The 23229-nt window shown below is 60.0% G+C and carries 20 protein-coding genes and 1 pseudogene; 8 read left to right on the plus strand and 13 right to left on the minus strand.

Features of this window, described 5'->3' with window-relative positions:
• Positions 1-354: pseudogene (locus ACIQ2A_RS10000) on the plus strand (hypothetical protein); the annotation flags it as partial.
• On the opposite strand, the gene ACIQ2A_RS10005 reads toward ACIQ2A_RS10000, so the two are convergent.
• Both ACIQ2A_RS10005 and ACIQ2A_RS10010 read right to left on the minus strand, forming a co-directional pair.
• Complete coding sequence (locus ACIQ2A_RS10005; protein WP_398478461.1) at positions 349-1278, minus strand: glycosyltransferase family 2 protein; 930 nt, start codon at positions 1276-1278, stop codon at positions 349-351. The pseudogene ACIQ2A_RS10000 and the gene ACIQ2A_RS10005 overlap by 6 nt on opposite strands.
• A 76-nt stretch (positions 1279-1354) precedes the next feature.
• The gene (locus tag ACIQ2A_RS10010) at positions 1355-2218 is read right to left on the minus strand and encodes an NAD-dependent epimerase/dehydratase family protein (protein ID WP_398478463.1); all 864 of its coding nucleotides are present in this window, start codon (positions 2216-2218) and stop codon (positions 1355-1357) included.
• An 865-nt stretch (positions 2219-3083) separates the two neighbouring features.
• Between ACIQ2A_RS10010 and rfbB the strand changes: the two genes are divergently transcribed.
• Genes rfbB through rfbA form a run of 4 tightly spaced genes read left to right on the plus strand, consistent with a single transcriptional unit; the run spans position 3084 to position 6517 of the window.
• Positions 3084-4148 (plus strand): dTDP-glucose 4,6-dehydratase, encoded by a 1065-nt coding sequence (gene rfbB / locus ACIQ2A_RS10015; protein ID WP_398478465.1) that lies wholly within the window; start codon positions 3084-3086, stop codon positions 4146-4148.
• 23 nt (positions 4149-4171) lie between these two features.
• Complete coding sequence (rfbC, locus tag ACIQ2A_RS10020; protein ID WP_398478467.1) at positions 4172-4729, plus strand: dTDP-4-dehydrorhamnose 3,5-epimerase; 558 nt, start codon at positions 4172-4174, stop codon at positions 4727-4729.
• A gap of 4 nt (positions 4730-4733) precedes the next feature.
• Complete coding sequence (gene rfbD / locus ACIQ2A_RS10025; RefSeq protein WP_398478469.1) at positions 4734-5639, plus strand: dTDP-4-dehydrorhamnose reductase; 906 nt, start codon at positions 4734-4736, stop codon at positions 5637-5639.
• Complete coding sequence (gene rfbA / locus ACIQ2A_RS10030) at positions 5636-6517, plus strand: glucose-1-phosphate thymidylyltransferase RfbA (RefSeq protein ID WP_398478471.1); 882 nt, start codon at positions 5636-5638, stop codon at positions 6515-6517. Before rfbD ends, rfbA begins: the two co-directional genes overlap by 4 nt.
• Positions 6518-6528: 11 nt before the next feature.
• On the opposite strand, the gene ACIQ2A_RS10035 is transcribed toward rfbA, so the two are convergent.
• From ACIQ2A_RS10035 to ACIQ2A_RS10060, 6 genes are read right to left on the minus strand one after another with little or no spacing between them, the layout of a single operon-like run.
• A complete protein-coding gene (locus ACIQ2A_RS10035) occupies positions 6529-6927 on the minus strand; it encodes a GtrA family protein (protein WP_398478473.1) in 399 nt (132 codons plus the stop codon).
• Positions 6924-8216: an NAD(P)/FAD-dependent oxidoreductase gene (locus ACIQ2A_RS10040; RefSeq protein WP_398478476.1), complete on the minus strand. Its 1293-nt coding sequence runs from the start codon at positions 8214-8216 to the stop codon at positions 6924-6926. The genes ACIQ2A_RS10035 and ACIQ2A_RS10040 overlap by 4 nt, the downstream gene beginning before the upstream one ends.
• Positions 8217-8225: 9 nt before the next feature.
• A complete protein-coding gene (locus tag ACIQ2A_RS10045) occupies positions 8226-9155 on the minus strand; it encodes an NAD-dependent epimerase/dehydratase family protein (RefSeq protein WP_398478478.1) in 930 nt (309 codons plus the stop codon).
• 7 nt (positions 9156-9162) lie between these two features.
• The gene (locus ACIQ2A_RS10050; protein ID WP_398478480.1) at positions 9163-9912 is read right to left on the minus strand and encodes an SDR family NAD(P)-dependent oxidoreductase; all 750 of its coding nucleotides are present in this window, start codon (positions 9910-9912) and stop codon (positions 9163-9165) included.
• Positions 9909-11237 (minus strand): FAD-dependent oxidoreductase, encoded by a 1329-nt coding sequence (locus tag ACIQ2A_RS10055; protein ID WP_398478482.1) that lies wholly within the window; start codon positions 11235-11237, stop codon positions 9909-9911. Before ACIQ2A_RS10055 ends, ACIQ2A_RS10050 begins: the two co-directional genes overlap by 4 nt.
• Positions 11234-12616, minus strand: a complete 1383-nt coding sequence (locus ACIQ2A_RS10060) for a UbiA family prenyltransferase (RefSeq protein WP_398478484.1) — start codon at positions 12614-12616, stop codon at positions 11234-11236. The genes ACIQ2A_RS10055 and ACIQ2A_RS10060 overlap by 4 nt, the downstream gene beginning before the upstream one ends.
• A gap of 10 nt (positions 12617-12626) precedes the next feature.
• Here ACIQ2A_RS10060 and ACIQ2A_RS10065 point away from each other — a divergent pair, with 10 nt between their 5' ends.
• Together ACIQ2A_RS10065 and ACIQ2A_RS10070 are read left to right on the plus strand one after the other, a co-directional pair.
• Complete coding sequence (locus ACIQ2A_RS10065; protein WP_398478486.1) at positions 12627-12794, plus strand: hypothetical protein; 168 nt, start codon at positions 12627-12629, stop codon at positions 12792-12794.
• A gap of 226 nt (positions 12795-13020) precedes the next feature.
• On the plus strand, positions 13021-14214 hold the full coding sequence (locus ACIQ2A_RS10070; RefSeq protein ID WP_398478488.1) for a CaiB/BaiF CoA transferase family protein: 1194 nt from the start codon (positions 13021-13023) through the stop codon (positions 14212-14214).
• A gap of 6 nt (positions 14215-14220) precedes the next feature.
• Here the strand turns inward: ACIQ2A_RS10070 and ACIQ2A_RS10075 are convergent, their stop codons facing one another.
• The 5 genes from ACIQ2A_RS10075 to ACIQ2A_RS10095 all read right to left on the minus strand — a co-directional run bounded on the left by ACIQ2A_RS10075 (position 14221) and on the right by ACIQ2A_RS10095 (position 19988).
• The gene (locus tag ACIQ2A_RS10075) at positions 14221-15738 is read right to left on the minus strand and encodes a tripartite tricarboxylate transporter permease (RefSeq protein ID WP_398478490.1); all 1518 of its coding nucleotides are present in this window, start codon (positions 15736-15738) and stop codon (positions 14221-14223) included.
• A 9-nt stretch (positions 15739-15747) separates the two neighbouring features.
• Positions 15748-16290, minus strand: coding sequence for a tripartite tricarboxylate transporter TctB family protein (locus ACIQ2A_RS10080; RefSeq protein ID WP_398478492.1), 543 nt, complete (start codon positions 16288-16290; stop codon positions 15748-15750).
• Between the two features lie 159 nt (positions 16291-16449).
• Positions 16450-17445, minus strand: a complete 996-nt coding sequence (locus tag ACIQ2A_RS10085) for a tripartite tricarboxylate transporter substrate binding protein (protein WP_398478494.1) — start codon at positions 17443-17445, stop codon at positions 16450-16452.
• Between the two features lie 301 nt (positions 17446-17746).
• Complete coding sequence (locus ACIQ2A_RS10090; RefSeq protein WP_398478496.1) at positions 17747-18538, minus strand: enoyl-CoA hydratase/isomerase family protein; 792 nt, start codon at positions 18536-18538, stop codon at positions 17747-17749.
• A gap of 250 nt (positions 18539-18788) precedes the next feature.
• Positions 18789-19988: a pyridoxal-phosphate-dependent aminotransferase family protein gene (locus ACIQ2A_RS10095; protein ID WP_398478498.1), complete on the minus strand. Its 1200-nt coding sequence runs from the start codon at positions 19986-19988 to the stop codon at positions 18789-18791.
• Positions 19989-20268: 280 nt separating this feature from the next.
• Here ACIQ2A_RS10095 and ACIQ2A_RS10100 point away from each other — a divergent pair, with 280 nt between their 5' ends.
• On the plus strand, positions 20269-23223 hold the full coding sequence (locus tag ACIQ2A_RS10100; protein WP_398478500.1) for an FAD-binding and (Fe-S)-binding domain-containing protein: 2955 nt from the start codon (positions 20269-20271) through the stop codon (positions 23221-23223).
• The last annotated feature ends 6 nt before the right edge of the window (positions 23224-23229 follow it).

Genomic DNA, 23229 nt, shown 5'->3' on the forward strand with positions numbered 1-23229 from the left:
GGCCAAGCTCTCGCTCCCTACTGGTCAATTGCAGAACACATGAAAAGCTGTTTTGCCGATCTTCGAAACATGACCTCGGAAGGGTGGGAGCAAACGACAATCGATTTGGCCGAACGTGCCGTATTGCAGGGCCGCCCAATCAATCCCATGCACTATTTCTGGGAGGCAATGATACGAGACTTCAACTGCCCATTCATTAAGCGCGAACTGCTACAAAAAAATCCAGCGAATATACCCTTCACATCTCGATGGGAAGAAACCATCACATCTCTGAGTAGTTACGATGTCTCACTCGTTCAGCGCCATCTCTCACAATCTGGCAATGCGGCGGATCATTCGGATGACGAACTATAACTTTCTAAACAAAGCGCCGAGATAAAGCCCGATATTTTCCAGTGTCGTTTGCCGGTAAACGCCCGACTTCCATAGCTGCCACAACCGCATCGGTGCACTGCCGTTTCTAGCACGTGCGAACCGATCCAATACGATTACGCTCTCGGGTAGCAACAACTCTCGCATGGCGTGGAGAAAAGACAGGTTTACCTCGCTCCAGGCTGCCACTTGCCCACCCGCAAAAGCCTGTATCCGAAGCAGGCGACTCTTGAAGCCGCGATTTCCACCAACAAGATTCTGCCCATGTTGCCTGTATTGAAGGCTGGGCTTTGGATCATAATGGGCTGTGCCGCCGACACCCGTCACCAATTGATAGGCCCACCAATCATGTGAGACAATCCTGGCACCCTGTGGTGTGGCTCGCAGAAACAACCGAGCCCGGCGATTGAACACCATAGTATTGCCACCGCCAATATTCTGAACCAGCGCGTTCTGAAAGGTCGGGGGGCGCACAAACTCCGGGGAATATCCTCGTGTCGCGCCGTCGCTTCCGATCAATTCGGTCCGACTAAAATATAGCGCCGGCGCAACGTCTGCCTGAGTTTCGAACCACGCCACGGCCCTGGCCAGTTTGTCATGGAACCAGATGTCATCCTGGTCGCAAAAAGCGTAAAGATCAGCGTCTGCGGCCTCACTTCTCACCAGAGATACAAAGTTTCGCCAAAACCCTTTCTTTGGTCCTTCGAGTACCACTACACTCTGCGGGACACTGGCAGCGAAGCGCGCCAGCAATTCGCGGGTTTCGTCGGTCGATCCATCGTCCGAAGCTAGAAGTTCCCATTGCTCATGGGTTTGTGCACGTATGGAGTCCAGCTGCTGCTGGAGAAAATCTGCGCCGTTATAGGTGGCAAGTAGGATCAGCACCTTTGGTGAGCGAGTGGACAAAACGAAAGGCGTCCTAGAGGCTGTTAACGTCGGCGATTTCGGCCATTCTAACGTACTTATCTTATGCCGCAAACAGCTATGCTGATCGTTGGCGTAGGTCCGGCTCGAATTGCGGACGAAATCCGCGCGGCGTCCAGCCAAAATCGGCTTCGGCGGGCCCGGCGTCGAAAACCATGTCTTTCGCCATTCGGTTGCCCATCGCCACATTGGCGTTGAGGAATAACGGTCCCACTAAGGTAAAAGCCGCACGCCACAGCCATGGCGGTGTGGAAATGATGCGTCGCGGCTTGTGCAGTGCGTCGAAAATACGGCCGACCATTTCTTTATAGCTAACCACTTCACCGCCTGGCACAGCGTAAATTTTGCCGGAAGCCGCCGGGCTCGCCGCGGCGGCAACGGCACCGATTGCCAGATCCTCCGCATGCACCGGCTGACGCAGCCCCCGACCGTCGCCCATCAACGGCAGCACGCCCAACAGGCGGATCAGGCGAGCCAGCCGAGATACATTGCCGTCCCGTCCTTCTGCATAGATCAAGGTTGGACGCAGGATCGTCCAACCGATCCCGCGCTGCGCGCATACCACAGCGAGTCGTTTTTCGCCATCCGCAAGCCGCTCCAATAGTTCGCGTTCTTCTGGGATTTCGGATGCGATCTTTGTGATGACACTGGTAGACGTGAATGCCACCACCCGCTTTAGATCGGGGTTGGCGATTAACGGAAGCGCGTCGGCGAGGAGGCCAACCTCCACAGTGCAGTAGATCACGTCTACGTTTGGAAGCCGCAATCGTGCCGGTTCAGCAAGATCTCCCGACAGCCAGTCGGCCTTCCCCCCCGTGCGCGGCAGCCTCGACAGCGCCAACGGGCGCTCACCCAGTCGCGCCAGTTGCTCGACAATGTAGCCGCCGACAATCCCGGAAGCTCCAATCACCAATGATCGCATAGCTCTTCATGCTCTCGACGACGTCCAATCAACTGCTTAGCGCAACGGCCGGAGTCAAGCCAACAGATCTTCAGGACGACCGGCTACAGACGTCAACGGCCCGCAGCCGTGCAAGTTACACGGCCAGGAGACAGCTGATCGATCATACTTTAAGCGACAGATCCTTCTCTGCCGTAATGCTATATGTCTCCTTTACTCTGTTAAGCATACAGTTTTCTTGCAATATCTGCGGGCCGGAGTTCGGAGCCCCTTGCATGCCCTTGTCGCGCGTTTCCCGGGCACTCCCCCTGGCACCGTACTTGATTTCATGCGCATCCGCTTACTTCCAACCTGCTCGCACCATTTGACCGATTAGAAGCCAGTTAGCAGGAAGATTCAGGGACGCTGTGCAAAAGTCATAGGTTTCGGTCCCCAATCCCACTTATGCCACCTGCCCGGACCATTCCTGCAGTCGCGAGGTGCTTAATACTGAAAATCGACTAACGCACCGCGCAGAATACCACCATGCACGGGAGTGATAACCTAAATGCCGCAGATCCATGTGCAGCCAATTTACCGCTCGATCAGGTGTTCGAGTACCCCAAGGTTACATGGAGCCGCATGGCCCGATCGCCCGAATTCGGTCAATAGACAGTGTGACTGCTCACTGAATTAGCTTTCGCATCGAGCGAGTTACAGTGCTGCAGCAAGACAAGGTCGTTTAACTCACACTGCGTTTATGTTGTATTTTTGCAACACAATTAAGGTCTGGCTTGGCATTTTGTCCGTAGATCGGTATGCGACGTACAAATGCCTGTAAGTGCCTCGCAATTGCCACGAGCGGCGCACAGCGGCAATTTTCGGCTGCAAATGAGAAGACAGGCTCATGAAAATGAAACGGTTTCTAATCACCGGCGGAGCCGGCTTTATTGGGTCGGCAGTCGTTCGCCGCCTCCTCGGGACCACTGACCATCAGGTGTTGGTGGTCGACAAGCTGACCTATGCCGGCAACCTAGAATCGCTGGTATCCGTGTCGTCCGATCCCCGCTATGGCTTCGAGCGAGCCGACATCACGGACGCCACCGCCATGCGTCGTATTTTGAGCGAATTCTCGCCTGACGTCATGATGCATCTCGCTGCCGAAAGCCATGTTGATCGGTCCATCGATGGACCGGGTGAGTTCATCCAGACGAATATTGTTGGCACCTATGTCCTGCTGCAGGCCGCGCTCGAGCACTGGCGCGGTCTTACCGCCGAACGTAAATCGGGCTTCCGCTTCCACCATATCTCGACAGACGAGGTGTTTGGCTCGCTCGGCCCGACCGGCTTTTTTTACGAGGATACGGCCTATCAGCCGAACTCGCCCTATTCGGCCTCCAAGGCCGCGTCTGACCACCTTGTCCGCGCCTGGCACCACACCTATGGCCTGCCGGTGGTGATGACCAATTGTTCGAATAATTACGGGCCGTTCCATTTCCCGGAAAAGCTCATCCCGCTCACCATCATCAACGCACTCGAAGGCAAGCCGCTACCTGTCTATGGAACGGGCGAGAACATTCGTGACTGGCTCCATGTCGAGGACCACGCCGAAGCGCTCTTCCAGGTGGCCGAGCGCGGTACTTTGGGCGAGAGCTACAATATCGGCGGTCACAACGAACACACCAATATCTCAGTGGTACGCGCAATCTGCGCCCTGCTCGACGAACTCGCCCCCAATGACGCCATTGGTCCGCGCGAAAAACTGATTACTTTCGTTACCGACCGCCCTGGCCACGATGCCCGTTACGCAATCGATGCGGCCAAGATCGAGCGCGAACTGGGCTGGAAGCCACGACACACCTTCGAAAGCGGCCTTCGACAGACCGTCCAATGGTATCTTGATAACAAACTTTGGTGGGAACGCGTGCGCTCCGGCGTCTATCGTGGCGAGCGATTGGGCGTGGCTGTCTAACTTTATCATAGAGAGAATACATCATGCTGACCGTAACAGCCACAGCCATCGAAGCCGTCAAAGTGATCACGCCTCAATCATTCGGCGACGCACGCGGACTCTTTACCGAAACCTATAACCGTCAGCGTTTTCTCGACAACGGCATTGCTCTCGACTTCGTGCAGGACAACCAATCCTCCTCCGCGTCGGTTGGCACAATTCGTGGGCTGCATTTCCAGAGCGCTTCCTTTGCTCAAGATAAGCTTGTTCGCGTTCTGCGCGGCAGCATCATCGACGTCGCCGTAGACCTGAGGCGATCCTCACCGACCTATGGCAAATGGGTGGCCGAAACACTGTCCGCTGAAAATGGCAAACAGCTACTGGTTCCCATTGGTTTCGCTCATGGCTTCTGCACGCTCGAGCCCGATACGCATGTGCTCTACAAGGTTACGAACTACTATTCGGCGGCCGATGACCTCGGCGTCGCCTGGGACGATCCGGATCTAGCCATCGAGTGGCCGGTGACGGCAAGCGCAGCGGTTCTATCCGAGAAAGATGCGCGCCAACCCTCGTTCAAATCCTTGCCCGTTCATTTCGAGTAGCGTGATGCGGATCGCTGTGACCGGACGTCAAGGACAAGTCGCGCAGTCTTTGCTCGAGCGTGCCCCGAAGGCTGGCATCGACATCATTACAATCGGACGGCCAGATATCGATCTTTCCGAACCGACCGGGATCGAAGCCACGCTGCGCGCCCGCAAGGTGGATGCTGTCATCAGTGCTGCCGCCTATACTGCGGTCGATCTCGCGGAGAGCGAGTCCGACATCGCCGAAGCCGTCAATGTCACGGGCGCTGGAGCGATTGGGCGAGCTGCCCAGCAACTTGGCATTCCGGTCGTCCACCTCTCCACCGATTATGTCTTCGACGGCACCCTCGATCGCCCCTATCGCGAGGATGACTTCACTGGTCCGACCAGCGTCTACGGCCGGACCAAGCTTGACGGCGAGCGCGCGATAGCCGCGGCGAGTTCCGATCATGCCATCCTGCGCACGGCCTGGGTCTACAGTCCATTCGGCAAGAATTTCGCTCGCACCATGCTGAGGCTCGCGAGTACGCGGGAAGAAGTGTCTGTCGTCGCCGACCAGCAGGGTACCCCGACCAACGCCCTCGACATCGCCGATGCAGCCATTACCGTTGCAAAAAATCTTAGGACGCAGCCGACAGCGAATATGCGCGGCGTCTTTCACATGACGAGCAGCGGCGAAGCCAGTTGGGCGGATTTTGCAGAGGCTATTTTTGCGGCCTCCCGCGAGGTCGGCGGTCCTATCGCTCGCGTCATCAGGATTCCAAGTTCTGCTTACCCGACGCCGGCAAAGCGGCCTGCCAGCTCCCGGCTAGACAGCAGTCGGCTAGCGGAAATTCACGCTGTGCGTTTGCCGCGCTGGCAGGATACATTGCCCTCAACCATTGCACGGCTAGTGGCACAAGAGTTCCAAGGAAAAGCGTCATCATGAGCTCGATCAAAAAAGGGATCATTCTCGCAGGCGGCAGCGGCACGCGGCTGCACCCGATGACAATTTCTGCGTCGAAGCAATTGCTCCCGATCTACGACAAGCCACTGATTTACTATCCGCTGTCGACGCTGATGATGGCCGGTATCCGCGATATTCTCATCATTTCGACGCCTGTGGATCTACCGAAATTCCAGCACCTGCTTGGCGACGGATCGAAGTGGGGCATGTCCTTCAGCTATGCTGAACAGCCGAGCCCCGACGGACTCGCGCAGGCCTATATCATCGGCGCCGACTTCGTCGCGGGCGATTCTTCCGCGCTCGTGCTCGGCGACAATCTGTTTTACGGGCACGATTTCACGCAACTACTGACCAGTGCCGCCACCCAATCGGAAGGCGCAACCGTGTTCGCCTATCACGTCAGCGATCCGCAAGCCTATGGCGTGGTTGAGTTCGACGAGACAGACCGTGCATTGTCGATCGAGGAAAAGCCCCTCAATCCGCGGTCGAATTGGGCCGTCACAGGCCTCTACTTCTACGACAAGTCCGTCGTGGATATCGCCGCCAATTTGAAGCCGTCGGCGCGCAATGAGCTTGAGATTACCGACGTCAATCGCATCTATCTCGAACGCAACCAGTTGCACGTAAAGAAAATGGGCCGGGGCTTCGCCTGGCTCGACACCGGCACGCCGGACAACATGTTAGATGCCGCAGAATTCGTCCGCGTCATCGAAAAGCGGCAGGGCTACAAGATCTGCTGCCCGGAAGAAATCGCGTTCCATCTCGGTTGGATCAACGTCGACCAACTTGCCGTCCTCGGCAAGCCGATCGCCAAGAGCGCCTATGGAAAGTACTTACTCGCCATCGCCGAAGGTCTTTAACCGACGGCGCGTTAGATCGCTTTCGATCTGAACGTAAAATATTTGTGGCCAAAGAAGCTGACAACCACGGGGCTCAGCACGCCAATGATATGGGCAACTAGTTCGGCATGCCAAATCATGCCAGCCATCGGAAAAATGTATTCAGCTAGACCGACGCTCACGATCCATACTTGAACAAGCGCCGCAAGATTGATCAGCGTGAACCGGACCACTTCGGTGTGCAGCCGATGGCCCGACGGCTCGAATACGAAGATTCGGTTCAGGGTGAACGCCGTCGCCATGCCAATCAGATATGCGACCACCACCGCCGCCTGGAACGTCATGACATGTGACAGCGCAAGACGCGCACCAACATTAACCGCCGCGGCAATACCTCCGGCAAGCACGAAGCGAACGAATTCCGTCTTCATACCCGACCTGCCGGAACCGCTTCAGCCATCATACGGCCGAATCGGATGCTCTCGGCAACGCCGCGATCTTCGGGATAGTAGTAGCACGTATCGGCAATCTGCAGTCCCGCAATCGGCGTCTGCACCGGCGGCAGCTTGTCTTTGAAATTCGGCTCGCAGATCGGCTGTGCATATTTCAGGCGGCCGACCTGGGCATCGATTAGATCGCCGTCGCTAATCGCGGGATTGATGCGCTTGATGTAACCGAATGCCTCGTCGAGAAACGCCTGGTCCGATATCTGCCATTTCGGCAGGGTCACCGGCATGTAATACGGCACATAAACGATGGTCGGCCCGACCGGACGCAGATTCGAGAATTCGATCAGGCCGGGGATATCGATCGTGTCATCAACGATATTCAGCCAGAAATGCGGGCTAACGGACTTCCGTAGTTTGAACAGTAGGCAAACCACGCCGATATTGTCGATCGCGCCATACTTCGCCTTCGACTCATCGGGTAGCGCCGGAACGAGCGCATTGACGAGCTGAACCGGCACCGTCGAGATCACCGCATCGGCAACGAATTCGCGGCCGCCAGCACGCACGCCGGTAACGCGACCGTCGCTGACGAGCACCTGCTCGGCCTTGCAGCCCAGATGGATACGTCCGCCCTTCCGACGAATATCTTCGGCAATAGCCTCCATCAAAATTTCTGAGCCACCGTCGATATAACCAAGCCGTTCCTGAAACATCGATTTGCGCGAATTGCCGATCCGCTTGATGCGCGTCGCGATCCAGGACGCCGCAACCTTGTCGGCATATTCGTAGAATTTCAGTTCCTGCAGCCGCTTCCATAGTTTGGCGTAGACCGAACTGCCGGAGCCGCCCTCAATCCACTGTCGCGAGGTCAGATGCTCGATACTATCGAAGTTGCGTGACTTGGTGGTGAGAAACATCTGCAAACCGGTGCGGATTTTCTCGATCAAGGTCAGGTGTGGATAGGCCAACAAAGCAAAAGGGTCTCCCCATTTGTGAACCTTGCCCTGGGTGTAATAGGCCATCGACGTATCGACCCACCGCATGCGATCGCCGATCCCGAGCTCGCGCATCAGAGCGAATGTCGGGGCGTCAGACTTGCACACGAAATGATAGTAACGCTCGATCGAAGTGCCTGAAAAATCAAAATGCGCAGCCATGCCGCCGACCTTGCTATCGGCTTCGACCAGATCGACTTCATGCCCCAACGCGACGGCGCGGTGCGCTGCCGCAAGCCCCATCGGCCCGGCGCCCAGCACGACAATGCGGCTCATGGATGCCTCCTAGAATGACAGCACGATGTTGGAGAGTTCTGGATCACTATAGGTCTCCGTCAGAGCCTGACGCAGCGGCGTCGCGGTCACGCCAAACGTTCCGGGCCAGTCGATCACCGGAAACACTTCAGGAATGACCAGTGCCTCGAGCTGCCCGGTGGTGAATGGTGGCTTGTTGTTGAACCGGGCATAAAGCCACAACAGCCACCAGAACATGGTGTAAGGGATGTGAACGATCTGCGCGCGTGGCTTCACGATATCGTGGATCATCGCGACCAGATCGCCATAGGTGATCTGCTCCAGACCGGAGATATCATAGGTGCCAGTGCTTCGCTGCTCGACCGCCGCGATGATGACCGACACGAAATCGCCGACATAGAGCGGCTGGCGGATATAGCGACCATCGCCGGGAACGGGAAAGACTGGCGTGCGATCCATGAAGCGACGGAGCCACCCGAGATGCTTGCGGTCGAACCAACCGAACATCAGAGTCGGGCGTAACGCGACATGCGAGACAGGCGACGCATCGAACAGCTTTTCCTGCGCGGTCTTGGTGCGGGTGTAGAAATCGTCCGCGACCGAGTTCACGACCGAAGAAGAAATACCAACGAAGTATGGCACCGCATGCCGTTCCACGGCGCGCAGAATATGTTCTGTCGCGGTAACATTGTTGGCGACAAATTCGTCCTCGAACAAGCCACCAATCTGTGCCTGGTTGATCACCACAGTATCGGCGCCAGCAAAACAATCCGCCCAAGCGCCGGGTACGGCCAAGTCGGCTTCGATGATCTCCACATCGGGATGCACTTGCCGGAAAAGCGCGATATTGGCGGCATGCTTATCGATCCCGACGAGCTTGAGATCTGCCCGAGCTTTCAACCGCGCCACGAGGTTTTGGCCTACGAGGCCGGCCGCTCCAGTGATGATGATCTTGCGCATCGCGGCTCTAGAAGTTCATCTTGTTGAAGATTACCGCCGGTATGTTGCGAATGATCGTCATTATCAGCCACCAGCGCCCCGGCGCGTAAACGACCGGACCACCGCGATCCGCGGCCTTGCGGATAATCGCAGCCACCGCTTCGGGCGTCGACCACAGCGGTCCGCCCTTGGTCATGCCGGCAGTCATAGCCGTATCCGTCGGCCCCGGCTTGACGATGACCGCACGCGGTCCATGGTCGCTGAAACGATGCGCAATGCCCTGTACCAGGGTGGCGATACCGGCCTTCGCCGCACCGTAAATACAATTTGAGCGGCGACCGCGGTCACCGGCAACAGAACCGAGTACGACGAGAGAGCCTCGCCCCTGGCTCTCCAGCATGTCCGCCACGGCCAACGACCACAGCGCGGCCGAACGAAAATTCACGTCGATAATCGCTGCAGCAGCCTGCGCGTCATGCTCTGCCGCGGACTGATCACCGAGCAGGCCATATGCGAGCACGACATGATCCATACCGCCCAGCCGTGCGACCCAGTCAGCCAGCGTCGTCGTCGCTTCGGCGGCAGTGAAGTCGATCTCGAATGTCTCAACCCGACTGGCGCCGCGGACACGCAAATCGGCAGCAATAGCGCCGAGCTGGTTTTCATTGCGCGCAGCGAGCCCGATGATCGCTCCCTCACCCGCATAGAGCCGTGCAGCCGCTTGCGCGATGCCCGAAGCTGCGCCGAGTATCAGAACGCGAAGAGGAGTATTCGTCATGCAACCATCCGCCGCCAGAATGTGGAAGACATCCCAGGATCCATAAACGTCTTGAACTGTTCCAGAGACGGGTAGCCCGCCTTGAACATCGCAGGCGGAAGTCGACCGTCTTTGGCGGGGTAAAGACGCCCGCCAGCTTCTCGAACAATCCGATCCAATCTGTCAAGCAGCGCCAGTGTCGACGTCCCGCGATTGGCGAAGTCGAGCGCCAGCGTGGTTCCCTGCATCGGAAACGAGAGCAGTCCGGGGGATGACACTGCGCCAAAAGTCTTAAGAACCGCCAGGAAAGAACCCTGCCCCGCCGCTGCAATGGCGTTCAACATTTCGGCTGTGGCCGCCTCAGCCACATCCGGCGGCACCACGCTTTGGTACTGGTAGAAGCCGCGGCGGCCATACAGCCTGTTCCAGTGACCGATGGCATCCAGCGGATAGAAGAACGGATCATAGGACACGGTGGCGAGCTTCGGCCTCCCCGCGAGCCGGTAATAGGCCTCATTGAAGGCGGCGATTGATAAGCGATTGAGCAAGAAACCTGGAGCGTCCATCGGTACAGAAGGGCCGCGATTTTCCGCCAATTCCAAAACCCCGTCATCGGCTTGTCGGGCGCGCGAAAAGATCCCACGGCCGAGGCGGTCGCCGCGCGCCAGGCAATCGACCCAGGCCACGGTGTAATCATGACTGGCATCACTCTCCTTCGACAGCGCGAAGAAGTCGCGTAGATGACCGAATGGGATCGTTTGAACCGCCATATTCGAACTGGCGATGCGCGAGAGCTGCAATGTCACCGTGGTGATGATGCCAGTCAGCCCAAGCCCCCCGACGGTTGCGGCGAACATGCCCGAGGGGTCATCGCGCGAGACAGTGATCTCACTGCCGTCGCTACATAGCAAAGTGAGTTTTAGCACCCAGCGCCCGAAGGTGCCGGCCCGATGGTGGTTCTTGCCATGGACATCATTGGCAATCGCTCCGCCCAGCGTGACGAATTTCGTCCCGGGCGTGACCGGCAGAAACCACCCGGCCGGGACGGTTACTTTCAAAACATCTGCGAGACTGGCCCCCGCTTCGGCTTCGATGACACCTCGCTCGCGATCGAAGCGAATAAAGTAATCGAGTTGCGTCATGTCGATGAGCGCGCCGTCGTCGTTCAGTGCGCTGTCGCCGTAAGAGCGCAGCAGACCGCATGCCAGCATGCCGCGCGGCGCATCAGCCTCGGCACCGACGAGATCGCGGAGTTGGCTGGAGAATCCGGGCTGTGCGACACGCATCCGCACATGGGGGATCCGCCCCCAAGACAACATATCCGCGCGGGTGACGAAGCCGCTCACAGCGCGAGCAGGATCGCGATTGCGACAAACAGGCCGAGACCGAGGCTTGCTTTGTCGCGCAGGGCAAAGGCAACGGGATCATCGGTCATGCGACCGCGATGCGACAGCATCCAGATCCGAGAGACAAACAGAAAGATCGCAATCGGTGCGCACCAGAGCCATGCCGGCTCTGAATAAAGCTGGCGAGCAAACACCTCTTCCACCAGGTACAGCACGACGATCAGGATGGATCCCATCGCCGACGCCGTTCCGAAGGCAAGGGTCAAGCTCTGGTCTCCGGCCTGATATCCGCGCCCTGCAAGCTTTTTGAGGCTGTGCTCTTCAGCGCGTAGGATTTCGGTATGTCGCTTGGCCAGTGCCAGCGAGAAAAAAAAGAACATCGAAAAGGTGAGTAACCAAGCAGAAGGCAGCAGACCCGCTGCGGCAATGCCGATCAGGATGCGGATGGTGAACAGCAGCGCGATAATGAACGTATCGAATAGCGGGATGCGCTTCCAGCCGAACGAATAGCCAAGCGTGACCGCCACATAGAGCAACAGGCATACGCCCGCGGCCGGCACCAGCACCAGCGTGATGGCACAGACCAATGGCAGCAATATCCCCACCAGCAACAGTCCGTCGCGCACCGAAATGGCACCCGACGCGAAGCCCCGCCGGCGCTTCGACCAGTGCTTACGGTCGGAAGCGAGGTCTGCCATGTCGTTGACCAGATAGGTCAGGGAGGCAGCCCAACATAGCAATCCGGTCACCACGAGTGCCTGGACGACACCGGTCGAGGTCGTATCATGCCAGCCGAGTACCACAGGTACGAGAACGACGAGATTTTTTGCCCATTGATGCGGGCGCAGAGACTTGATCCAGATGGCGCGTCGGCGCCCCCGGTCGCAGATCGCATGTTCTACGGGAATGCCTGCGGACTGCACTGCAGCATGCAACGCGTGATCACCGGAGACCACGATAGCCGCCTTTGCAGCCCGCCACACTGGCATATCCGCACTGCTGTCTCCGGCATACACATAGCCCTCCGGAAACATCTGCTGCAGCTTGGCCGCCTTCTGGGGGCCCTTGAGGTTCACGCCATCGCGCGTTCCGTGCACCGATGTGAACAATCCGAATCGCTCGGCCACCCGGTCGGCAATCCGCAGATCGGCGGCCGTGACGAGATGGACAGGGCGCCCCGCATCACGCGCTTGCTGAATGTAGTCGAGCAGCTCCTCGTTCGCAGGCAAGGCTTCGACGTCGAGCGGAGCCTTATCGGCTAAACGGGCCTTGAAAGCGGCGATGCCCCGACGCAACGACGACAACGCGGCAATCGCTCGCAATGGGTGACTAAACAGCTCAGCCGCGAACATTTCGAACAACGTGTCGACCTTCAGCAAGGTCCCGTCCATGTCGACGACGAGCGGCAATATTTCAGATGATGGCTTTGTCACGATTGCACTGGCAAAAAACCACAACAGCGTGCTCCGTATCCTGCAAGCTGCAAGTCACCGGACCTGCAACGCCCGCCTTGGAGAGCGGGATAAATGGGACGGCCTGCGCACCGACTGGGCTTAAACAAACTCAAATGGTTACATAGACCATTAGCTTTGACTCAGGTGCCCCCTCTCGTCTCGCATGCCACGTTTAAGCAAAAATGTTGCCAATTCGCAACACTACTGAAAGTGGAGCTCGTTCGAACTTATGCAGGTTATCCAGCACCCGAGCCCGCATGAAAACATGACATTCTCACTCATTTAGGTGAAAAAAGCCGGGCTCTCTTCGCATTCGTGGAGTCGTTTGAATGTCTGTTCCCCATGCCTCCCAGGCCCTCTCCCGCTTCACCGTTCTCGACCTCACGCGCATCCGTTCCGGCCCGACCTGCGTACGCCAGCTTGCGGATTGGGGCGCCAATGTCATCAAGATCGATGCACTGAGCGACGACGCCGGCTCCGAGCAGCCGGGCGGTCTACGACAGGGCGCAGATTTTCAGAACCTGCACCGCAACAAGCGGGCGATGACCCTGAATCTGAAAGATCCACGCGGCCTCGCCGTGTTCAAACGGCTGGTTGAAAAGGCAGATGTCGTGGTCGAAAACTTCCGCCCTGACGTCAAGGCCCGGCTCGGCATTGACTATGAAAGCCTGAAAGCCATCAAACCCGGTATCGTCTATGGCAGCATTTCCGGTTTCGGGCAGGATGGGCCTTATCACAAGCGCCCGGGCTTCGATCAAATCGCCCAAGGCATGGGCGGGCTGATGTCGATCACCGGTACGCCAGGCGAAGGGCCGATGCGAGTTGGCATTCCCGTCGCCGATCTGACCGCTGGCCTGTTTTGTGCGATGGGCATCCTCACCGCCCTACTGGAGCGCGATGTGTCCGATCAGGGCCAGTGGGTGCAGACGTCACTGCTGCAGGCGCAGATCTTCATGCTGGATTTCCAAGCCTCGCGCTGGCTGATGGAGGGCGAGGTGCCGCAGCAGGCCGGCAATAATCATCCGACCAGCATCCCCACCGGCGTGTTCAAGACGTCGGACGGCTACATCAATATCGCCACTACTGGCGGCAAGATATGGGAACGGTGCGCAGAGGCTATCGGTGCCCCGGAGATGATCACCAATCCAGATTACTCCACCGGCCCTGCGCGCTCAAAGAACCGCGACGCGCTGAATGCCGAGATCGAGCGCCGTACCGCGCAGAACAGCACCGCGCACTGGGTCGAGACGCTGAATACCGCTGGCGTGCCTTGCGGACCGATCTACAGCATCGACCAGATGTTCGACGACGCCCAGGTCAAGCATCTCGGCCTGGCGCAGGACGTCCCAAACGATCAGGAACGCAAGATCACGCTGGTGGGCCAGCCCTTCACCCTGTCGCGCACGCCGAGCAAGATGGCTGCTCGGCCGCCCGAATTTGGCGAGAATACCGAAGAAGTCCTCGCTGAATTCGGCTTCAGTGCGGATGAGATCGCCGTATTGCGCGACGCCAAGGTGGTCTAACGCCGCTTACCCTGCCACGCTCGCCGGCCGCAGCATGCGGCCGACGCCGCTGAAAATGCGATCAATCACCGGCCAGAACAGCAGCGTGATCGCCAGCGTGGTGATGGTGCCGACCAGCCCGTTCGACCAGAACACACCCAGGCTGCCGCCCGAGCCGATCATCGCCAGCCGGAACGCATCTTCGGCGCGGCTACCGAGGACCAGCGCGAGTGTGAACGGCGCCAGCGGAATGCCGATCTTCTTGAACACATAGCCGACCACGCCAAAGCCCAGCATCAGCCAGATGTCGAACATGGCGTTCTGGATCGCATACGCGCCGATGGCGCAGGACACCACGATCATCGGCGCCACGGCGGCAAACGGCACGCGCAGGATCGATGCGAAGATCGGTACGGTGGAGAGCACGAGCACCAGACCGACGACATTGCCGAGATACATCGAGGCGATCAGGCCCCAGACGAAATCCTTGTGCTCGACAAACAGCAGCGGCCCGGGATTGAGGCCCCAGACCATCAGGCCGCCGAGCAGGATCGCAGCAGTGCCTGAGCCGGGAATGCCGAGTGCCAGCATCGGAAGCAATGCCGCCGTTCCCGAGGCATGGGCAGCGGTTTCCGGCGCAAAGACACCTTCGATGCGGCCTTTGCCAAAACTCTCGGAATCCTTCGAGAAGCGCTTGGCGAGATTGTAGCCCATGAAGGATGCCGCAATGGCGCCACCCGGGGTGATGCCGAGCCAGCAGCCGATCACCGAGGAGCGTAGCAAGGTCGCCCAGTAACGCGGCAGGTCGGTCCAGACCTGCCAGATCACGCGCAAGCTGATCTTTGCGGCATGGCCGCGCAGCGCCAGGCGCTCTTCCATGGTCAGCAGGATTTCGCTGATGCCGAACAGGCCGATCACGGCGACGAGGAAATTGATGCCGCGCAAAAGGTCGGGCGAGCCAAAGGTCATGCGCAGATTGCCGGAGACCGTGTCCATGCCGATGCCGGCGATCAACAGCCCGAGCGCCATGGAGATGACCGTCTTGTGCTTGGCTTCGCGGCCAAGGCCGACGAAGGAGCAGAAGGTCAGGAGATAAACGGCGAAGAATTCCGGCGGCCCGAATTTCAGCGCGAAGGTCGAGATCATCGGTGCGAGGAAGGTGATTAGCATCACGGCGACCAGCGAGCCGATGAAGGACGACGTGAAGGCCGCCGTCAGCGCTTCCGCGGCCCTGCCCTGCTGGGCCATGGGATAGCCGTCGAAGGTGGTGGCCACCGACCACGCTTCGCCCGGGATATTGAACAGGATCGAGGTGATGGCGCCGCCGAACAGCGCGCCCCAATAGATGCAGGACAGCATCACGATGGCCGAGGTCGGATCCATCGAGAAGGTCAGCGGCAACAGGATGGCGACACCATTGGGCCCGCCGAGGCCGGGCAGCACGCCGACAAAGATGCCGAGCACGAGGCCGAACATCATCAGCGCCAGGATTTTCCAGGTGAGCAGCACGGCAAAGCCGTGCATCAGGAGACCGAGAGCTTCCATGTCAGCCTCCTATCGCCCAAGGGCCCGCTCGAGCGGACCTTTCGGCATGATCACGTCGAAGGCGACATCGAAAGTGACGAACATGATGGCGGTGAAGACGACGGCGGTGACCAGTGATTTCCACCAGGCGATCTTGCCGACCAGGCGCATGAAGCCGGAAATCAGCACGAAGCTCGCCACATAGATGCCGAGCAACTGGGTCGCGAGGCAGAACAGGGCCGTCGGCACGAAGACGAGCATGACCCGACGGAGTTGCGCGCGGGTGACGAAGGTCTCGGTTTTGGCACCTTTCGCGAACAGCGCCGCAATCAGGCCGTACAGGCTGGCGCCGCCGAGGATCACCGAGAGGTAGAACGGGAAATAGCCGGGCTGCGGACCGGTGGAATCCCATTCGATGCCGGTTTGCCAGTTGTCATAGGCAAGCACTGCGGCGAGCGCGAGCAGCAGCAGTGAGACGACAATCTCGATGGTGCGGCGGCTGACGACGGACGGCGACGCGTCGTCGGGCGCGGTGGGGTCTTCGACGACGATTTCGAGATCGGTATTGGACATGGACAAGCTTCTGTAGATAGAGGAAGCAGCGCGCGCTGCGCATCATGAGCATGTCATCACCCGCGAAAGCCGGTGATCCAGTAAACGCAGCTGCCAGTGGAGTCCATCAGCGCCTGTGTCTACTGTGTCCCCCGCTTTCGCGGGGGACGACAGGCAGCGTTACTTCGCGACGAATCCCGCTTCGGTCATCAGCGACTTGTTCAACGCGTCGTCCTCTTCGAGGAACCTGGTCATGTCCTCGCCCTTGAGAAACACCGGCTTCAGTGCCTGCTTCTCCATGTAGTCCTTGTATTCCGGCGTCTTGGTCACCTTCTCGGCGAGATCGACATAATAGGCTTGCTGCTCCTTGGTCACCTTGCCCGGCAGGAACAGCGCGCGCAGCATCAGATACTGCACGTCGAGGCCTTCTTCCTTGCAGGTCGGGATATCGTTCCACGACTGCGTTTCGGTCACCTTGGTCTTGTAGGAGATGCGCTCCTTGTCGAACACGCAGAGCGCCCGCACCTGACCGGCGCGCCAGACTTCGAGATTTTCGGATGGATTATTGACGTTGGCTTCAGTGTGCTCGCCGACCAGCTGCGTCGCGGCCTCGCCGCCGGACTTGTAGGGCAGATAGGAGAACTTGGCGCTGGTCTTCTTTTCCATGAACACCGTGAGCACGTGGTCTTCACGCTTCGAGCCGGTGCCGCCCATCTTGAACGGCGATGACGCGGCCTTCGCGGCCTCGACGAAGTCCTTCACCGTCTTCGGGCCCTTGGCATTGTCCCACAGCACGAACTGGTCCATCGCCACCACCGACACCGGCGTGAGATCGCGCCAGTTGAACGGGATTTTTGCGGAGAGCGGCAGCATGTAAATCAGCGAGTAGGCGATCAGCACCTTGCTGGCATCGCCATCGCTCGACTTCATGTAGATCAGCGCCTCGCCGCCAGAGGCAGCGCCTTTCAGCGACACCACTACGGGGACCTTGGCCAGGTTGTTCTTCTGGATCGCAGCTTGCATCATGCGCGCCATCTGGTCGGAGGCACCACCGGCGCCGGCCGCGACCACGATCTCGATAGGTTTTGTGGGCTCCCACGCATGCGCGGGCGAGAGAATGGGGGTAGCAGCCAGCACGGCGGCAAGCGCGGCTGTGGCGCCGATCAACTTGGACATTGTTTCTTCCCTATGACCCCAAGCGGGCTTTTGGCGCCCGCCACTTTTGGTTGGTTCTATTCTGAGGGGTATTTTCGGTGACATCAAGCGCGCCGGACGCATGGTCGGGGCGACTTTGGTCAGGGGTTACTTCCTTCTCCCCGCTTGCGGGGAGAAGGTGGCGTCGCGAAGCGACGACGGATGAGGGGCCATCCGCAACCTCCGAGCAAATGGCGAGCCCCCTTCACCCGACCTCCGCGCGCTATGCACGCTCCAGTCGATCTCTGCCCACAAGCGGGGAGAGGTCGAAACAGAGGCTCGCTTACTTCCCCTGCCAATTCGGCTTGCGCTTGTTGAGGAAAGCATCCATGCCCTCGCGAAAATCCTCGCTCATATAGGCCTTGAGGACGAGATCCTGCCCCTCGTCCCGCGTCAGCGTCTTGCGCAGGCGACGGACAGCTTCCTTGGTCACTTCGAGGGTGATCGGGGCATGGCTTGCCACCAGCTGCGCCAGTTCCAGCGCGCGGCGCTGCAGCGTCTCCACATCGGGCACGATCTCGTTGATCAGGCCGAGTGCCAGCGCCTCATCGGCCTCGATCAGGCGTGCCGTGAAAATCATGTCCTTGGTGCGCGCAGGCCCCACCAGCGACATCACCCGGCTGATATTGGACATCGAGAGGCAATTGCCGAGGGTGCGGGCGATCGGAAAACCCATCCGTGTCGCCGCTGTGCCGATGCGCAGGTCGCAGCAGGCGGCGATGCCGGCACCGCCACCGGTGCAGGCGCCAGCAATGGCGGCGATGGTCGGGACGCGGCAGGTTTCCAGCGCGGTCAGCACCCGGTCGATCCGCGCTTCATAGTCCAGCGCATCCTGCGCCGTCTTGAATTCGCGGAACTGGGAGATGTCGGTGCCCGACGCAAATGCCTTGTCGCCGGTGCCCGTGAGAATGATCGCCTTGATGGAGCGGTCGTCATTGGCGGCCGTGCAGATCTCCGCCATGCGTTCGTACATGGAGAACAGCATGGCGTTGCGCGCCTGCGGGCGGTTGAAGGTGATCTTGGCGATGCCGTTCTCGACGGAATAGAGCAGGTCTTCGCTGGCAGGCGCGGTCATGAGACATCTTTCGCAAGACGGAATGGAAAAGGGCTGAAGCGACTATGCTCCGGCCCAGGTCAGATTGTTAGGCCGCCATCGGGTGGGCGGCATGCGATGAGATTGGCACAGGCCGTCATGTCCCCTCCCCCCGACCGGGGGGGAGGGTCAGGGAGAGGGTGCGCCGCAGGCGACGTCGCTTGTGGAAGCCCCTCACCCGCCGCTACGCGGCGACCTCTCCCCGGTGGGGAGAGGTGAACAAGAGAGAAGGTCAGGCGCTCGCAGCTTTCGTCATGGGCACAACGCCCTTGCCGGTAAGCACATCCATGGCCGCCATCACGCCGCCGGCGCGATGCGGCACCTTGGCGAGTTCCAGGCCCATTTCGACACCGGCCAACGTGCCCATCAGCATCAAGTCGTTGAAATGACCGATATGGCCGATGCGGAAGATCTTGCCCTTCCACTTGTTGAGGCCGGTGCCGAGCGACATGTCGAAATTCTCGAGCACCACCTTGCGGAATGCATCGGCGTCATGGCCTTCGGGCATCAGGACGGCGGTGAGCGCCGGCGAGTGGTCCTGCTGGCGGACCGGGACCGTTTCCAGGCCCCAGGCCTTCGCGGCGGCGCGGGCGGCAGCGCCGTGGCGCTTGTGGCGGGCGAACACGTTGTCGAGCCCCTCTTCCTCCAGCATCGCCACGGCCTCCTTCAGCGCATAGAGCAGATTGGTGGCCGGCGTGTAGGGCCAGGAGCCGAGCTTGTTGGCGGTGATGATCTCCTGCCAGTCCCAATAGGAGCGGAACGACTGGTTGGCCTTGGAGGCCGCCAGGGCCTTTTCGGAGACCGCATTGAAGCCGAGGCCCGGCGGCAGCATCAGGCCCTTCTGCGAGCCCGCCACGGACACGTCGATGCCCCAGGCGTCATGTTCATATTCCAGCGAGCCGAGGCCGGAGACCGTATCCACCATGAACAAGGCCGGATGGCTGACACGGTCGAGGATCTTTCGCACATCGAGCGGATAGGTGACGCAGCCGGTCGAGGTCTCGTTATGGACGATCATGACGGCCTTGATGGCGTGGCTCTTGTCGGCCACGAGTCGCTTCTCGATCTCGGTCAGGTCCGCGCCGTGGCGCCAGTCACCCGGCACGAAGTCGATGTCGAGCTTGAAGCGCTCGGCGAGATTGCGCCACAGGGTGGCGAACTGGCCGGTCTCGGCCATCAGCACCTTGTCGCCCGGCGACAGCGTGTTGACGATCGCCGCCTCCCAGGCACCCGTCCCCGACGACGGATAGATCATCACCGGCTGCTTGGTACGAAAAACTCGCTGCATTGCAGCGAGGACATGCAAACCGAGCTCGGCGAATTCCGGACCGCGATGGTCCAGCGTCGGCATGTCCATGGCCCGCAGCACCCGATCGGGCACATTGGTGGGGCCTGGGATCTGCAGAAAATGCCTTCCGGTATGTACGGTCATAGTGACGCTCTCCCCGAGATTTTTCCTGATGCAATGCCCGTGAATTCACCTGTGAAGGACTTTGTCCCGGGAATTGGTATACATTATGCCAGACATTTGTTCGAGTCCGTTTCAGCGGCGAATGCCGGATTCCGATTCCGCAGCGCACCAAACATGGTCGCGTTGAAGGCTGCGTCGCTCCGACTTGCCGGACCGTCCCTCCCTTGCCAAGGCCGGACCTCGATGCAAAGACAAACTTTCGTAACATGAGACTCAGACGATGGCGACAAAGCAGGCCGCGATGACTCGTAGTTCGGCGGCCGACAGTGCTTTGGCCGCGCGGCTTGCTGCTGCAACCACCGGCGACGTGTTCTTCGACGCCTTCAATCGCGGCCGTTACGCCACCGATGCCTCGTTCTATCAGATCGTGCCGTTCGGCGTGGTCGTGCCCCGCACCATCGACGAAGCGCTCCGCGCCATGGCGATCTGCCGGGACGACGGCCGCGTGGTTACGCCGCGCGGCGGCGGCACCTCGCAATGCGGGCAGACGGTGAATGAAGGCATCGTCATCGATCTGTCGAAGCATCTCAACAAGCTGATCTCGGTCGATGTCGAAAACCGCACCTGCATCGTCGAGCCCGGCATCGTGCTCGACGATCTCAACCGGCAGCTCAAGAAGCACGGGCTTTGGTTTCCCGTCGATGTCTCCACTGCCTCGCGCGCCACCATCGGCGGCATGGCCGGCAACAATAGCTGCGGCGGCCGCTCGCTGCGCTATGGCACCATGCGCGACAATACGATTGCGATGGATGCGGCTCTGGTCGATGGCACGCAGCTTCATTTTGGCGAGATCGATCCGAACGACGACGCGCCCGCCCTCTTTCGCGAGATGCTCGCGCTCGGCGAACGCGAGGCGCAGGAGATTGCAGCCCGCTTCCCGCAAGTGCAGCGCCGCGTCGGCGGCTACAATCTCGATGCGCTGGTGCCGCGCAACACGCCGAACAATCTCGCGCATCTGCTCGTCGGCTCCGAAGGCACCCTCGCTTTCACCACGCAGATCGAACTCAAGCTGTGGCCGCTGATCGGCAACAAGGCGCTTGGCGTCTGCCACTTCGGCAGTTTCTATGAGGCGATGGATGCCACCCAGCATCTCGTAAAGCTGAAGCCGATCGCGGTCGAACTGGTCGATCGCACCATGATCGCGCTTGGTCGCGACATCGCCATGTTCCAGCCGATCATCAAGAGCGCCGTCCGCGGCGATCCCGATGCGCTGCTGATCGTGGAATTCGCCGAAGAGGATGCGGTTGCCAATGCCGCCAAGCTGAAGGAGCTCGGCGCGCTGATGGGCGATCTCGGCTTCGGCTGGGAGAACCCGCAGCGCAAATGGGGCGGCGTGGTCGATGTCAGCGAGCCATCGCTGCAAGCGGGCATTGCCGAATTCCGCGCGGCCGGTCTCAACGTCATGATGTCGATGAAGCAGGAGGGCAAGCCGGTCTCCTTCATCGAGGATTGCGCCGTGCCGCTGCCGCATCTCGCCGACTACACCGAGCGCCTGCTCGGCGTGTTCGCAAAACACGGCACCTCCGGCACCATGTATGCGCATGCCTCCGAAGGCTGCCTGCATGTGCGACCGGTGCTGAATCTGAAACTCGACAAGGACGTCAAGGCGATGCGCGCCATCGCCGAAGAAGCGTTCGACATGGTGCGCGATTACAAGGGCTCGCATTCCGGCGAGCATGGCGATGGCCTTGTGCGCTCGGAATTCCATAAAGAGATGTTCGGCGAGCGCATCATCGCCGATTTCACCGAGGTGAAGGATCGCTTCGATCCCGGCCGCATCCTCAATCCCGGCAAGATCGTCGATCCACCGAAGATGGATGACCGCTCGCTGTTTCGCTACACGCCGGATTATCGCATCGGCGCATTGAAGACCGAGCTCGACTGGTCTGCTTATCCCGGCGCCGGCGGCGGTTTTCAGGGCGCCATCGAGATGTGCAACAACAATGGCACATGCCGGAAGCTCGAAGGCGGCGTGATGTGCCCCTCATATCGCGCGACGCGCAATGAGAAGGACGTGACGCGCGGCCGCGCCAACACGCTGCGGCTCGCGATCTCCGGGCAGCTCGGCCCGGATGCGCTGACATCCGACGAAATGGCCGACACGATGAAGCTTTGCGTCTCCTGCAAGGCCTGTCGCCACGAATGCCCGACGGGCGTTGATATGGCGAAGATGAAGATCGAGGTGCTGGCGGCCCGTGCTGCGAAGCACGGCCTGTCGCTCCGCGATCGCCTTGTCGGCTACCTGCCGCGCTACGCGCCTCTCGCCGCAAAACTCGCACCGCTGATGAATCTGCGCAACGATCATCCGGTGCTGCGCCATCTGGTGGAGCGCGTCACCGGCATCAGCGCCAAACGCAGCCTGCCCGCATGGCGCAGTGATGTGTTCCAGCACGACACCGATGTTGTCGGGCCCATCGATGGCCACGAGGCCGTGCTGTTCGCCGACACGTTCAATCGCGCCTATGAGCGCGAAAATCTCGACGACGCCTTGCGCGTGCTCGTGGCCGGCGGCTATCGCGTGCATCTGCCGAAGCCGGTGGATGGCAGCTCGCGCGCGCTGTGCTGTGGCCGCACCTTCTTCTCGGCCGGTCTTGTCGATCAGGCCCGCGCCGAACTCGATCGCCTGGTGGCAACCTATGCGCCCTTCGCCGCGCGCGGCGTGCCCATTGTTGGCCTGGAGCCGAGCTGCCTTCTCACGCTGCGCGACGAGCTCTTGTCGCTGCGCTCCGACGACATCGCGAAAAGCATCAGCGCGCATGCGATGCTGTTCGAGGAATTCCTGGTCCGCGAAGCCGAGGCCGGCCGTTTGCAACTGCCGCTCAAGCCGATCGCACCGAAGGCGATGGTGCATGGCCATTGCCACCAGAAATCATTCGGTGCCTTCAAGCCGGTCGAGAAGGCACTGCGCCTGATCCCGGATCTCGCGGTGGAGACGATCGAGTCCAGCTGCTGCGGCATGGCTGGCGCATTCGGCTATGGCGCAGATACCTACCAGACCTCGATCCAGATGGCCGAAGCATCATTGCTCCCTGCCGTGCGCAAGGCCGATGCCGCGACACTGATTGTCGCCGACGGCACCTCGTGTCGCCATCAGATCGCCGACGGCACCCCACGCGAGGCCCTGCACGTCGCGCGCGTGCTGGCGATGAGCCTCGACAATGCCACACCAACCACGCACTCTTCCGCATCACATTAAGGACAT

This window comes from Tardiphaga sp. (assembly GCF_044336785.1).
Taxonomy (GTDB): Bacteria; Pseudomonadota; Alphaproteobacteria; order Rhizobiales; family Xanthobacteraceae; genus Tardiphaga.